The 12,955-nt window shown below is 65.7% G+C and carries 13 protein-coding genes; 4 read left to right on the top strand and 9 right to left on the bottom strand.

Annotated elements, in window-relative coordinates:
- Positions 1-109 precede the first annotated feature (109 nt).
- The 7 genes from R2N11_RS11135 to R2N11_RS11105 all read right to left on the bottom strand — a co-directional run bounded on the left by R2N11_RS11135 (position 110) and on the right by R2N11_RS11105 (position 7,565).
- Positions 110-2,215 carry a phosphocholine-specific phospholipase C gene (locus R2N11_RS11135; RefSeq protein ID WP_316681131.1) on the bottom strand — a complete coding sequence of 702 codons (2,106 nt, stop codon included), beginning with the start codon at positions 2,213-2,215 and terminating at the stop codon, positions 110-112.
- 74 nt (positions 2,216-2,289) lie between these two features.
- Positions 2,290-2,520 carry a hypothetical protein gene (locus tag R2N11_RS11130; protein WP_316681130.1) on the bottom strand — a complete coding sequence of 77 codons (231 nt, stop codon included), beginning with the start codon at positions 2,518-2,520 and terminating at the stop codon, positions 2,290-2,292.
- A 131-nt stretch (positions 2,521-2,651) separates the two neighbouring features.
- On the bottom strand, positions 2,652-3,857 hold the full coding sequence (locus R2N11_RS11125; RefSeq protein WP_316681253.1) for a VanZ family protein: 1,206 nt from the start codon (positions 3,855-3,857) through the stop codon (positions 2,652-2,654).
- Positions 3,858-3,931: 74 nt separating this feature from the next.
- The gene (locus R2N11_RS11120) at positions 3,932-4,600 is read right to left on the bottom strand and encodes an ABC-type transport auxiliary lipoprotein family protein (RefSeq protein ID WP_316681129.1); all 669 of its coding nucleotides are present in this window, start codon (positions 4,598-4,600) and stop codon (positions 3,932-3,934) included.
- Positions 4,601-4,609: 9 nt separating this feature from the next.
- Positions 4,610-5,569, bottom strand: coding sequence for an MlaD family protein (locus R2N11_RS11115; RefSeq protein WP_199027980.1), 960 nt, complete (start codon positions 5,567-5,569; stop codon positions 4,610-4,612).
- Entirely contained in the window at positions 5,569-6,444 is an 876-nt protein-coding gene (locus R2N11_RS11110) for an ABC transporter ATP-binding protein (protein WP_199027983.1), read from the bottom strand. Before R2N11_RS11110 ends, R2N11_RS11115 begins: the two co-directional genes overlap by 1 nt.
- The gene (locus R2N11_RS11105) at positions 6,441-7,565 is read right to left on the bottom strand and encodes an MlaE family ABC transporter permease (protein ID WP_199027986.1); all 1,125 of its coding nucleotides are present in this window, start codon (positions 7,563-7,565) and stop codon (positions 6,441-6,443) included. The genes R2N11_RS11110 and R2N11_RS11105 overlap by 4 nt, the downstream gene beginning before the upstream one ends.
- A gap of 188 nt (positions 7,566-7,753) precedes the next feature.
- Here R2N11_RS11105 and R2N11_RS11100 point away from each other — a divergent pair, with 188 nt between their 5' ends.
- The 3 genes from R2N11_RS11100 to R2N11_RS11090 all read left to right on the top strand — a co-directional run bounded on the left by R2N11_RS11100 (position 7,754) and on the right by R2N11_RS11090 (position 10,365).
- The gene (locus tag R2N11_RS11100; protein WP_316681128.1) at positions 7,754-8,638 is read left to right on the top strand and encodes a biotin--[acetyl-CoA-carboxylase] ligase; all 885 of its coding nucleotides are present in this window, start codon (positions 7,754-7,756) and stop codon (positions 8,636-8,638) included.
- Complete coding sequence (locus R2N11_RS11095; protein WP_199027991.1) at positions 8,635-9,498, top strand: type III pantothenate kinase; 864 nt, start codon at positions 8,635-8,637, stop codon at positions 9,496-9,498. The genes R2N11_RS11100 and R2N11_RS11095 overlap by 4 nt, the downstream gene beginning before the upstream one ends.
- A 90-nt stretch (positions 9,499-9,588) precedes the next feature.
- On the top strand, positions 9,589-10,365 hold the full coding sequence (locus R2N11_RS11090; protein WP_316681127.1) for an SPOR domain-containing protein: 777 nt from the start codon (positions 9,589-9,591) through the stop codon (positions 10,363-10,365).
- 4 nt (positions 10,366-10,369) lie between these two features.
- On the opposite strand, the gene rfaE2 is transcribed toward R2N11_RS11090, so the two are convergent.
- Positions 10,370-10,867, bottom strand: a complete 498-nt coding sequence (gene rfaE2, locus R2N11_RS11085) for a D-glycero-beta-D-manno-heptose 1-phosphate adenylyltransferase (RefSeq protein ID WP_199027994.1) — start codon at positions 10,865-10,867, stop codon at positions 10,370-10,372.
- 74 nt (positions 10,868-10,941) lie between these two features.
- The gene (locus R2N11_RS11080) at positions 10,942-11,796 is read right to left on the bottom strand and encodes a ferritin family protein (RefSeq protein ID WP_430715436.1); all 855 of its coding nucleotides are present in this window, start codon (positions 11,794-11,796) and stop codon (positions 10,942-10,944) included.
- A 438-nt stretch (positions 11,797-12,234) separates the two neighbouring features.
- On the opposite strand from R2N11_RS11080, the gene R2N11_RS11075 reads away from it, so the two are divergent.
- On the top strand, positions 12,235-12,954 hold the full coding sequence (locus tag R2N11_RS11075; protein WP_316681126.1) for a glutathione peroxidase: 720 nt from the start codon (positions 12,235-12,237) through the stop codon (positions 12,952-12,954).
- Position 12,955 lies beyond the last annotated feature (1 nt).

Below are 12,955 nucleotides of genomic sequence, written 5' to 3'. Positions count from 1 at the left end.
GTATCAGGCGCGCACCTACGTGCGGCACATCTGACGCCGCATCGGCATCATCGATAAGAAAACGGCCCGCTGACGTTGTCGTCAGCGGGCCGTTTTGCTCGGGTGCCGCTTATGCGCCCAGTGCCGGGTCCGACACGCTCGGGCGATCCGTCTCCACGTGGCCGGCCAGGCGGCGCTGGAAGCCGGCATCCGTGCTGGCCGTGATGGTCAGGTCATACCAGGCGTGCTGGCGGCGCAGGTCCAGGTACACCGAGGCATCATCCCCGCCACGCACTTCGCGCTGCACGCTCTCGCCCGTGTAGGCGCTCTTGATCGTGAACGTCGTGTGCGCGCGACCGTGGTTGATCAGGCGCAGCTCCAGGTTGCCGTTGGCCACGTCGTAGCCTTCCTTCACCTCCAGTGCACGGCGGCCTTGCGGATGCAGCAGGCCCGACAGCGCGAGCTTGCCGGCAAAGCGACGCAGGAAGCCATTCGGGCCGTGCACCGTAAAGTCGTAGGCGCCGCCGGCACCCACCGGCAGCTTGTCCGACAGGCGCTTGCCGGCTTCCACCGTGTAGGTGCGCGGTGCATCCACGCTGCCAGCGGTGTAGACGAGGAAGGCCGCGCCCACGTCGCCCGTGTTGACGAAATCGAGCTGGAACTTGGCAGCGGCCTCGTCGTGGCGGCCACGCACGAACAGTTCGTATGGCAGCGCACGCGCCGGGCGCACGCCGCTCTCCTGCTTGGGCACAGCCTGCAGCAGCGGCGGCAGCGGGATGTAGTCAGCGTGGCGCAGCTTGTCCTTGGGCACATAGGCAGCCGTGCTCGGCAGCGCCGGCACCACCTCGTTGGGCGTGGCGAAGTTGAACGCCGAAGTCAGGTCACCACACACCGCGCGGCGCCACTTCGAGATGTTCGGCGACTTGACGTTGTGCGTGCGCGCGTAGCGCTGCTCGATAAAGCGGATGATCGACGTGTGGTCGAACGTTTCCGAGCAGACGAAGCCGCCCTTGGACCACGGCGACACCACCAGCATCGGCACACGCACGCCCAGGCCGTAGCTGCCGGCGCCGTATTTGCTGTTGCCCCGGAAGTACTCGCCCGTGGTGTCGACGGTCGACAGGCCATTGCTGCCCGACGAGGCGAACGGCGGCACGAGGTGGTCGAAGAAGCCGTCGTTCTCGTCGTAGGTGATGAACACGGCGGTCTTGCTCCACACCTCGGGGTTGGAGGTCAGGATCTGCAGGACCTGGTCGATGTACCACGCGCCGTAGTTGGCCGGCCAGTTCGGGTGCTCGGAAAAGGCCTCCGGTGCGGCAATCCACGACACCTGCGGCAGCGTACCGTTTTGCACGTCGCGCTTGAGCACGTCGAAATAGCCGTCGCCGGCCGACACGTTGGTGCCGGTGCGGGCCTTGTCGTACAGCGGGGTGCCCGGCTGCGCGCTCTGATATTGCTTGAAGTACAGCAGCGAGTTGTCACCGTAGTTGCCGATGTAGGCGTCGCTGGTCCAGCCCCACGAGCCGGCGGCGTTCAGGCCGGTGCCGATGTCCTGATAGATCTTCCACGAGATGCCGGCAGCTTCGAGCACCTCCGGATAGGTGGACCAGCCGTAGCCGGCTTCCGCGTTGTCGATCACCGGGCCGCCGCCGACGTTGTCGTTGCCGACATAGCCCGTCCACATGTAGTAGCGGTTCGGGTCGGTCGAGGTGGGCGTGGCGCAGTGGTAGGCGTCGCAGATGGTGAAGGCGTCGGCCAGCGCGTAGTGGAACGGAATGTCCTGGCGCGTGAGGTAGGCCATCGTGGTGGTGCCCTTGTGCGGGACCCAGCCGTCGTAGCGGCCGCCGTTGACGGCAGCGTGCGTGTCGTTCCAGCCGTGCGGCAGGTCTTGCAGGAACTGCAGGCCGAGGTCCGGCGCGCTCGGGCGGAACGGCAGCACCTCGCCCACACCGGCGGCCAGCGGCTGGTGCCACACGCTCTTGCCGGTGGGCAGCGTGACGGTGCGCGTATCGCCATACCCGCGCACGCCCCTGAGCGTGCCGAAGTAGTGGTCGAACGAGCGGTTTTCCTGCATGAGGATCACGATGTGCTGCACATCCTCGATGTTGCGGTGCGCGTTATGGGCGGGAATCGCCAATGCCTGGCGAATGCCTTCGGGCACCGCACCCATGGCTGCAGAAGCGGCAGCCAGTTGGGCGGCGGAACGGAGAAAACCACGGCGGCTCTTAGAGGTCATGTTCTCTACCTGTTGTCTGTGTTGGGGGGGTTGGGGGGGGAACAACACGGGGTAGCGCCTGACTGATCGGGGCGTCAGTCGACGGTATGCATCACGGGCGGCGCCAGGCCATCGCGCGCAATGGTGGGCAAAGCGGCAGCCTGCGTAGAAGACGGGGACAGAGACAACGTCGATGCCGGCGCCCGCACGACAGCGGGCACATGCGGGTCGGCGGCATCGCAGCCGACCAGTGCAAAGTTGAGCGCCACCGCAACGAGAATCGCAGGGCGAAAAAACGGTCGACTGGCAGCACGGTTTGCATACACGGATGACCTCCAGATGACACCGGCGGCCTGCGCATGCAGCGCGCGCCCGTCACTCAACAGGCGCTAAGGTAGAAAGGAATCGTGTCGGCTACGTGACGGCGACGCACGCCATCAGGCAAACGGGTGGCGGGTCAGTCTGCGGGCCGGTTGGCACGCCGCTCGAGCTGGGTCTGCTCGGCCCGCCAGGCAAGGTAGCCAAGGCCGAGGAAAGGCCACAGCCAGCCGATCCATTGCGACAGGCTGTTGAAATGGACAAAGCGCCCAAGCCGCCAGCTCTGTGCCGACACCCACGAGTACGGGCTCGGCGGCAACACGTTGGACAGAAGAATCAGCGCAATCAGCAGCGTCATCGCCAGCGCGCCGCGCAGCCAGCGCGGCAGGCGCACCAGCAGCACCAGCACCAGCGAGCCCACCACCAGCCCGAAGCGCGCGCCCGACGAGAGCCAATCCCAAGCGCCGGCCAGCGGAAACTGCAGCAGCGTCGCCCCGGCCTTCAACAGCAGCGCGCTCGCCAGCAGTGCTGCCAGCAGACGCAGCAGCGGTGCCCCACGGCGCATGGCCACGGTAGCCAGCAGCCCGGTGCCGATCCAGCTGCAGGCGGTGATGAGCGCTTCCAGCAGTTCCTGGCGCTGCAGCGCCTCGGGGTGTGCCTGCAGGCGGTCATGCCAGTCGAACAGTTCCGGAAACCAGCTGTTGATGACGCTGGTGAGAAACGCATCCGGCGATGGGTCCAGCACGATGCTGCGGATCACCCCGCCCATGCTGAAGAGGAATTCCTGCGGAAAGATCTGCGCAAACGGCCACAGCAACAGCAGCAGGATCGCAAAGGTGGCATGCGGCTCGAACCATCGGCGGCGCAGGCGGCGCAGCCCGCCCCGGTCGATCAACCGCGCAGAGAACGGCAGCATGACGATCGCCCCAAGCAGTGCCCCCAGCGTATTGGTCGCTAGGTCGACGTTGGACGACACGCGCGTCGGCAGATAGGTCTGGATGGCCTCCATCGCGCCCGAAAGCAGCAGCCCGGCCACTAGCCCGATCAGCACCGCGCGCCAGCCGGTGATGCGCGGGTGGAGCGCCAACACCGTCAGCATGCCCAGCGGCATGTAGCCCCAGACGTTCGTGACCACATCGAAGACGGTGTTGTAGCGCGGCAGCGGCGCGCTCAGATAGGCAAACGGCGAGACCCCGGTATCCGTCCATCCCGCGAACGGATACAAACTCGCATAGACCACCAGGAAGACGAAACAGGCCAGCCCGGCGCGCGCGAGCGGCGAGTGGCGATGCGGGATGGGCGTGGAAGGTTGTGTGTGGAGGTCCGGCACCGGCGGGAGCTGCAGTCAAACTTGGGCGCAAGGCCCATGATACCGTCCGACGCCGCCGGACGCGGACGGTTCCCTCTGACGGTGGAGGGCTAGCGAGCGCGCACGGTCGGTTGCGATGCCGCTGTGGGCGTGCGGGCAGTCAGCTGCAGCCCCGCCACCCAGTCGAGCACCTCGCCGATGGCACGATCGGATGCCTGCGTGAGCGCCGCCACGCCGCCGGCCGCATCGGCGCTTGGGGCAGGTGCATCGGCCTGCACCACGCGCTGGTCGACTACCTCGCGCGACTTGAACACGGTCGCCCGCAGGCGTACCACCCCCCGGCTCGCGCCCGGCTGGTCAAACACCTGCGAGAAGTCGACCAGTTCGACACGCAGCATCGGCACCTCCTGCCCGGCATAGCCGACCACCTGGCCGCGTGCGGCGGCGGCGTTGCGCAGGCGGGCGTCGAACAGGCTCACGGGCGACTCAACCCAGCGGCTGTTGGCATAGGCGTCAGTACGCTGGCTCTGCGCATAGGCGAGGCGGTAGTAGATGGCATTGCCGTCCATCCAGCTCGGACCGGCCACATCGGCCACGCGCAGTGCGGTAGGCAGGCGAACACCGCTGGCAGCGGCAGGAGCGAGACCGAAATCGTAGAGTGCAGCCGGCGCAACGGGTGCGCTGGAGCACCCAGTCAGCGCCGTCACGAGCAACAGCGGGGCAGACAGCGCAAGCGCGCGGCTGCGTGTGGGACGCAAGACAGCAGACAACATCGGCATGGATTCTCCTCAGGGCTGGCGGGCAGCGGGCGCCGTGAAACCGGTCTCACCGGGGCCGGGCGCTCCGGGTGCCGGGCCAAACAGCACGCTTTGCGGTCGGGCGTTGAAGCTCGTCACGGCGTTGTCGAAGCCGCGCACGGCCTGACGGGCCTCACGCGCAAAGCCATTGAGCTGCGGCAGTGTTTCGTACGTCAGCACGTTGGCGGCCGACTGCATCGACTGCGTGGCGGTCGCCAGGTCCGAGCCCGCACCAGAAATCGTCGTCAGCAGCGGGCCCTTGGGGTCGGACAGCGTTTGCGACAGCTTGCGCGTAGACGTGATCGTCGCATCCAGGTTGTCGGCAATCTGCGGCAACTTGCGCAGGGTCGGCTCGGCCTGTTTCGCGAGTGTGCTGTAGGCGTCCATGGTCTTCTGGAACGACTGCATCGTGTTGGTGAGCTGCTGGCGGTGCTCGTCGTCAAACATGATCGACAGCGAGTTCAGCGTCTGATCCAGTTTGGAGAGCATCTGGTCGCCGCGCTTGTCCAGTTCATCCAGGAAACCCGCTTCCATGCGGATGCGGGCCGGTTCCTTGGCCGAGGTTTCAAGATGTGTCGGGTTGGGCGTGCGCTTGCTGTTGTCGAAGCCGCGATCGTCCAGCTGCACGTAGGCAAGACCGGTCACGCCCTGGTACGCCAGCCGACCGTAGGTGGTGGTGGTGATGGGCGCATCCTTGTCGACCAGCACGCGCACTACGATCTGCCCCGGCACCTTGTCGTCAAAGCGAATGCTGTCGACCTTGCCGACATCCAGGCCGCGGTATTTCACGGCAGCCTGCGGGTTCAGCCCGTTAACCGTCGAGCGGGTGACCACGTCGTACGGCACGCGCACGGTCTGGTCACGGTTGAACCACGTCACGGCCAGCGCAACAAAAATCACCAGCCCGATCGTGAACAGCCCGGCCAGGAATGCGTGGGCTTTGTTTTCCATCAATCCTCCTGCGTCGAAAGCGAGGCGGCGGCCACCACTTCCGTCATCTCAGGGCCCAATGCCATCAGGGCCCGCTTGCCCCGCTCACCCAGGAAGTACTCCTTGATGAACGGATGGTCGATCTGAATGATCTGTTCCACCGGCTTGGCCGCCAGCACCTTGCGGTCGGCCAGCACGGCAATGCGGTCGGACAGCGCCACCAGCGTATCCAGATCGTGTGTCACCATCACCACGGTCAGGCCCAACTCCCGGCGCAGTTCGCGGATGAGGGCAACGTAATCGTCGGAAGCACGCGGGTCCAGACCCGCGGTGGGCTCATCCAGAAAAACGAGTTCCGGCTCCAGCGACAACGCTCGCGCCAGCGCCACGCGCTTGATCATGCCGCCGGACAGGTCCGACGGCATCTTGTCGGCGTCGGTAGATTTGAGCCCCACCATCTGCAGCTTGAGCATGGCCACGCGCACGATGAAGGCATCGGGCAGCGTGCGCAACTCGCGCATCGGCAATGCCACGTTGTCGATCACCGACAGCGCCGAGAACAGCGCGCCGTGCTGGAACTGCATGCCCCAGCGGTTGCGCATCGACTGCAGATCGTTGCCGATCTGGCAAGTCAGCTCCTCGCCAAAGATGTGGATCGTGCCCGAGGTGGGCTTCTCCAGCCCCACCACCTGGCGCAGCAGTGTCGTTTTGCCGCTGCCCGAGCCCCCCACAATGGAGAGCACCTCCCCGCGAAAAACATCCAGGTTGATGTTGTCGAGCACCGTCACGCTGCCATAGCGCTTGGTGACGTTGCGCACCTCGATCACGCGTTCGCGCGCAGGCGTGAGGGGTGGCGCGACCGGATGATCCAACTGAGCATGGCGGGGTCGCGTCATATGCCGACGTCCTTGAAGAGGATGGCGAACACCGCATCGGCCAAAATCACGATGGTGATCGACACCACCACCGAGGTGGTCGTGCCCTCACCCAGGCTTTGTGTATTTGGCTGGATGCGCAGGCCGAAGTGGCATGCCACCAATGCGATCAGCATGCCGAACACCACGCCCTTGCCAATGCCCAGCCACAGGTTGGCCACCGGCACCGCATCAGGCAGCGAGGTAATGAAATACGTCGGGCTGATATCAAGCTGGAATTTTGCGGCCAGGATGCCGCCGCCCAGCGCCAGCAAGTCCGTCCACGCCACCAGCAACGGCATGGCAATCGCCAGCGCGATCACCTTGGGCAGAATCAGCCGGAAACCGTGCGAAATGCCCATCACGCGCATCGCATCGAGCTCTTCGGTCACCCGCATCACGCCGATCTGCGCGGTGATGGCCGAGCCTGAGCGCCCCGCCACCAAGATAGCCGCCAGCACCGGCCCCAGCTCGCGGATGATGGACATCCCCAAAATGTTGACGATGAAGATGCTGGCCCCGAACACGCGCAACTGGTTGGCCGACAGGTAGCTCAGCACAATGCCGATCAGAAAGCCCACCAGTGCCGTGATACCGAGCGCCCTGTAGCCCGTGCTGTAGACATTGGCGGAAATCTCGCGCCAGGGGCCGAGGTGCGGCGCGCGCAGGAACCGCCCGAAGTCGAACATCAACTGGCCGACCATGGCGATGCCGTCACGGGCGTGATCGAAGAAATCGAACATGCCGTTGCCCAGGATCACCACCGGGTTGATGCGCGGCGCCAGGCGTTTCTTCCAGCCGCCCGGGTCGAGCTTGGCAACGCGGTCGATCATGCGGCGCTGGTCGGGGCGGGCATCGAGGTGTTCGGGCCACTCGTTGCCCCAGGCGCGCCAGAGCAATTGCGCGCCAAAGTGATCGATGCGACCAACTTCGGTCAGGCACCACGCGTTGGCGTTGTCCAGCCCGGCGCGAATCTGCTGGCGCGCGCTGCGCACGCCAGCCCGCTCGGCCAGCGCGAGCGTTGTCCAGTCGCCGGAGAGGAAGGCGACGGACTTCCCGTCGACAACGCGAACCTCAAGCTGGGGCGTACGGCAGGTGATCAAACGGGTTCTCCGGGGGTCGGGTGATGCCGGGTGATGCTGAGTATCGGTCGAATTGTAGCCAACACGCCGCCACACGCTGTCACACTATGGGGCTCACACGCCGCTTGAGGCAAGCTCCGCCCCCCGGTTTGGAGGCCCCGCTCGTACAATGCGCCCATTCCCCGCGCGAATCTGATCGCCCTTTTTTCATGTCTCTTGCCGAACCTTCCGCGCGCTGGCACCTCACGCGCGCGCGCATCCAGCCCAGCGGCCCGGCCGCCGACTGGCCGGTCGAGGTGGTCGAGGCCACCGGCTCCACCAATGCCGACCTGATGGCCGCTGTGCGCGAAGCCGCCTGGCCCGCACACACAGCTGGCGCTGGCCTCGCACCGCTGCTGTCCGCCCGCGTGCTTGCCGCGCAGCGCCAGACCGCCGGACGCGGCCGCCAGGGCCGCCCGTGGGATGGTGACCACGGCCTGACCTTCTCCATCGCCTGCGCCTTTGCCGGTGAACCGGCCCTGCTGGGCGGCCTGAGTCTGGCGGTGGGCGTGGCCGTCGCGGACGCCGTGGCAACCTATGTCGAAACCCATGGCGGCAGCGCACAGGCCTTGGCACTCAAATGGCCAAACGACGTGCAGATCGCCGGGCGCAAGCTGGCCGGCATCCTGGTCGAGACCGTGCGCACCGCGCCCGGACAGACCTGGGCCGTAATCGGCGTCGGCCTGAACCTGGAGCGCCCCCACGTATTGGAGGGCACACTGGGCCGCGAACTGTCGGGCGTGGAAGAACTGGTGGACGCGCCGGAGCCGAACGGGGTGTTGTCCGCGCTGCTCACATCGCTGGGAGAACACCTGCAGCGCTTTGGTGCACAGGGCCTCGCGCCTTTCGTTGCGCCGTTCGCCGCGCGCGATGCGTTTGCCGGTGAGCGCGTGCGCCTGTGGCAGGACGGCACCGTCGTGCTCGAAGGTGTGGCACACGGTATTGATGCGCAAGGGCGGCTGGCGATCGAATCAGGCGGTCGCGTGCAGTGGATCCACAGCGGCGAGGTCTCGCTGCGCAGCGCAAAGGATGCGCAACTGCGGGAGCGGCCATGACACGCCTGAAGGCCCCGTCGGCGCCCACGCGACCGCTGCTGCTGGTTGACGCTGGCAACACACGCATCAAGTGGGCATGGATTGCCAGCGATGTCGATGCACTGCCCGTGGAGCCCGGTGATACGCCGTGGCAGCACGCCGGTGCCCGCTCGCACGATCAGCTTGCAGAACTCGTTGAGGACTGGCGCGATTGCCATGCCCAGGGCGTCGCACCACCCGAAGTGTGGATCAGCGCAGTGGCCGGCCCCGCGCTGCGCGATGCACTCACCGCGCGCATCGCCCGCGTGTTCGACGGCGCACGCGTGCGCATTGCCACATCGGAAGCCGAGACCGCTGGCCTGCGCAATGGCTATCGCGAACCCACACAGCTCGGCACCGATCGCTGGGTTGGCGCGGTGGGCGCACAAAGCCTGTGGCCTGACACCGCCCTGCTGCTGGTAACCGCCGGCACTGCCACCACGCTCGACATCGTCTCGCCCGATGGCTTGTTTGCCGGCGGCCTGATCCTGCCCGGCATCACGCTGATGATGCGCGCGCTCTCGCGCAACACGGCACAGTTGCCCGAGGTCGACATCAGCTACCTCAGCGCGCGCGACGCCGTTGCGCCACCGTGGGCCGACAACACGCAGGACGCCATCGCACTGGGGTGCGTCACGGCCCAGGCTGGCGCCATCGCGCAGACGTGGCAGACGCTGCAATCGCAATACCCTGGCCCGGCCCGCTGCGTGCTGAGCGGCGGTGCGCGTGCTGCCCTTGCCCCGCATCTGCGCATGCCGTTCCAGATGCACGATAATCTCGTGCTGCTTGGCCTGCAGGTGCTGGCGCGCGCAAACCGGGAAGGTGCAGCGACGCTGGCGTGAGGGCCGGCCCACCGTTTCTGTTTTACCGTTGTTGCTGTCGCCGTGTTCCTGCATTCTGAGCCACCGTCCGAATCCCTCTCCGTCCGCACCATGACGCTTCGCCTCGCCCTGCTGCTCTTGCTGCTTGTCAACGGCGTTCTGCTGGCGGCCAATACTGGCGTGTTCGGGCCGAACGTGCCCTCGGCCTGGTTCGAGAGCGACCGCGAGCCCGAGCGCATGCAACGCCAGATCCGTACAGAAGGGATCCGCATTCTTGAGCCTGCACCTGCTGCCAGCGCTGTGGCACCCCAGGCGGCACCGGCATCGTCGCCCGCAGCATCCGGCGCATCGGCAGACCCCAAGGCCAGCGTCGAACGCACGGCGCTTGCTGCAGATACGGCGGGCAGTTGCACCGAACTCGGCGGGCTGACCGACGCTCAGGCCACGCGGGGCCTCGACCAGCTCAAGCAGATCGCCGGCGTACAGGTTGAACGCGTTGCCCGCCAGGAAGACAACCGCTGGTGGGTCCACATGCCCGCCCGCGACACGCGTGACGACGCTGAGCGCAAGGTGGCCGAGCTCAAGCGCCGCAACGTGGCCGATTCGGCCATCGTGCAGGAAGGGAATACGTTTGTGGTGTCGCTGGGCTTGTTCCGCGACAAGGAGCGCGCACAGCAGCGTCTGGATGAGCTGCGCGCCAAGGATGTGCGCACCGCCGTCGTCACGCAAACGCGCCGGCTCGGCGCGCAGACATCGCTGCGGGTAACCACCACCGCCGATGCGGCTTCGGGCGTTGCAGCGCAACTTACCACCCTCAAGAAGACGCTCGGTGCCGAAGAACTGCGCGCCTGTGCCGCCTCTGCGGCAAACGTCACCGCATCGCGCTAAGCGCTCAGGACGTTGCGCGCACGCGCTTGAGCAGCGCGGTGGTTGAGCGGTCGTGCTCGAACGGAATCGCCAGCGCCGTCCCGCCCCAGCTCCGCACCACGCGCGTTTCTTCCAGCGCGTCGATGTCGTAGTCGCCACCCTTGACGTAGATATCGGGGCGCACACGGCTGATGAGCTCGACCGGCGTACGCTCGGCAAACAGCACCACCAGGCTGACCGATTCCAGTGCGGCTAGAACGGCCAGGCGATCATCCTGCGTATTGAGCGGACGATCATCGCCCTTGCCCAGCATGCGCACCGAGGCATCGGTATTCACCCCCACCACGAGCGATGCCCCCAGTGCGCGCGCCTGCGCCAGATACGTGGCATGGCCGCGGTGCAGGATATCGAACACGCCATTCGTGAAGACGATCGGGCGCGGCAGCTTACGCACGCGGGCCTCCACATCGGCGGCATCGCAGATCTTCTGTTCAAAGGCAGGTGCGGGCTGGCGAACGGTCATGGCACAGAAACAATCGGAGTGGAAAACAAAACGGCCCATCGAATCGATGGGCCGCTGGATGCCAGTGGCAAGGATCAGGCAGGTTGTTCGGCCGAGCCGAGCAGACGTGCGTTCAGTTCCTTGCGATAGCGGTTCAGGTCTTGCACGGTTTCAAAGGTGCGCTCGAACAGCAGGCCCATGTTGTGCAGGATGCGCTCGATGACCTTCTTTTCCCAGCCAGCGTCAAACTTGATCTGCTCGTCCAGCCAGTGCTCCAGCCAGTCCGGGTTCGGCAGGCGGGACTGCACGGTGTCTTGCGGGAACAGCGCCTTGTTCACGTGCAGGTTGGTCGGATGCAGCGGCTTTTCGGTGCGGCGGGCCGAGGCCATCAGCACGCCGATCTTGGCGAACGCACTGCGGGCGTTATCACCGAACGTGCCCAGGTACTTCTTCATGTAGCGCAGGTAGGCGCCGCCGTGGCGGGCTTCGTCCTGCGACAGGTGCTTGTAGATCGACTTGATGACCGGCTCGGTGTGCCATTCGGAGGCACGGCGGTACCAGTGGTTCAAGCGGATCTCGCCGCAGAAGTGCAGCATCAGCGTTTCCAGCGGCGGGGCCGGATCGAACTCGAAGCGCACGTTGTGCAGCTCTTCTTCGGTCGGCACGAGCTCCGGGCGGAAGCGGCGCAGGTACTCCATCAGCACCAGCGAGTGCTTCTGTTCTTCAAAGAACCACACGCTCATGAACGCCGAAAAATCGGAGTCGTGGCGGTTGTCGCGCAGGAACATCTCGGTGGCCGGCAGGGCGGACCACTCGGTGATGGCGTTCATCTTGATGGTCTGCGCTTGCGCGTCGGTCAGCAGCGACGCATCGAACGTGTCCCACGGAATATCCTTTTCCATATTCCAGCGGACCGCTTCCAACGACTTGAACAATTCGGGATAGAGCATGGTAAGCCTTTGAATTTGCAGGCGGATTCTAGCAGACATGCTTGACCGCCCCCGGTTTTTCATGGTTACCGGGGCAAAGAACGGTGTCTGCCCGTTTCCTCATCACAACAGGCCTGCCGGTGCCACGCGTACAACGCGGCTTGGCGACCCCCTTGATACGCCGAGTTGTGGCGCATCGCCTCGCGGTATGCCGCGATGTGATCGGCGACCGTCTGGTGACCGTCGGGCCGTCGTCTTCTGTGGGGCGGGCCCGCTCGTCATCTGCAACGGCGGGCATGCCCTCCAGTATAGGAAGCGCTGCGCCTCAGATGGGAGACAAGCGACGGCTGGTGCGCAACGCATACAGCACTTTTGGCGCGGCGCGGCCCCGGGGCGTTATACCCTAGACTGAAGACAAATCATGCATTGCCGCTTACTGCTGGCTTCCGGAGGCTCGCCATGTTGTTTTCCGCCATCGCCGTCACACCGAATCGACGCCCGCATTGGTGTTCGCATTGGCGCCTGCATCCGCGCGCATCTGGCGTGCTGCGTCGGCACCACCTGCTGATCGTGGCAATCGCCATTGCCATCGCCATCATTGCCTTGCTGCTGCCGCGTACCGGACACGCAGCCACCGCAACGCCCGCAGTGCCTGCAGCGCACCCACAGGCTGTCGCCGCGTCGGGCAGTTGCCCCGCCAGCCTGAACTTCCGCGTCAAACGGCTGCAGGACGACGCGCCGCAAGACCTCTGCCAATACGCCGGCCGCGTGGTGCTGGTGGTCAATACCGCCAGCTATTGCGGCTACACGTATCAGTACGAGGGGCTGGAAGCGCTCTATGCGAAGTACCGCGACAAGGGGCTGACAGTGCTCGGCTTCCCGTCCAATGATTTCGAGCAGGAACCCGGCAATAGCAAGCAGATCGCCGATTTTTGCTACAACACGTACGGCGTGAAATTCCCGATGTTCTCGAAGACGGCGGTGGTGGGGCCAGGGGCCTCGCCGCTCTATACGTGGCTGACTGAGCAGACGAAGCAGCCGCCCAAGTGGAACTTCCACAAGTACCTGCTGGACCGCAGCGGTCGCGTGGTGGCGGTGTATCCGAGCAAGGTCGAACCGGGCGATCCGACACTCACCAAGCGCATCGACGCGCTATTGGCGGAACCCGCGCCGCACTGAT

The organism is Ralstonia flaminis (genome assembly GCF_958415495.1).
GTDB classification, from domain to species: Bacteria; Pseudomonadota; Gammaproteobacteria; order Burkholderiales; family Burkholderiaceae; genus Ralstonia; species Ralstonia flaminis.
The sequence above is the reverse complement of the archived record's forward strand: the minus strand, read 5'-3'. Positions and strand labels throughout refer to the sequence as shown.

What these genes read in the sequence shown, in the direction of transcription:
- R2N11_RS11115 (WP_199027980.1), bottom strand. Translation starts at nt 5,569, where the DNA reads ATGGAAAACAAAGCCCACGCATTCCTGGCCGGGCTGTTCACGATCGGG.
- R2N11_RS11100 (WP_316681128.1), top strand. Translation starts at nt 7,754, where the DNA reads ATGTCTCTTGCCGAACCTTCCGCGCGCTGGCACCTCACGCGCGCGCGC.
- R2N11_RS11075 (WP_316681126.1), top strand. Translation starts at nt 12,235, where the DNA reads ATGTTGTTTTCCGCCATCGCCGTCACACCGAATCGACGCCCGCATTGG.
- R2N11_RS11090 (WP_316681127.1), top strand. Translation starts at nt 9,589, where the DNA reads ATGACGCTTCGCCTCGCCCTGCTGCTCTTGCTGCTTGTCAACGGCGTT.
- R2N11_RS11120 (WP_316681129.1), bottom strand. Translation starts at nt 4,600, where the DNA reads ATGCCGATGTTGTCTGCTGTCTTGCGTCCCACACGCAGCCGCGCGCTT.
- R2N11_RS11110 (WP_199027983.1), bottom strand. Translation starts at nt 6,444, where the DNA reads ATGACGCGACCCCGCCATGCTCAGTTGGATCATCCGGTCGCGCCACCC.
- R2N11_RS11080 (WP_430715436.1), bottom strand. Translation starts at nt 11,796, where the DNA reads ATGCTCTATCCCGAATTGTTCAAGTCGTTGGAAGCGGTCCGCTGGAAT.
- R2N11_RS11095 (WP_199027991.1), top strand. Translation starts at nt 8,635, where the DNA reads ATGACACGCCTGAAGGCCCCGTCGGCGCCCACGCGACCGCTGCTGCTG.
- rfaE2 (WP_199027994.1), bottom strand. Translation starts at nt 10,867, where the DNA reads ATGACCGTTCGCCAGCCCGCACCTGCCTTTGAACAGAAGATCTGCGAT.
- R2N11_RS11135 (WP_316681131.1), bottom strand. Translation starts at nt 2,215, where the DNA reads ATGACCTCTAAGAGCCGCCGTGGTTTTCTCCGTTCCGCCGCCCAACTG.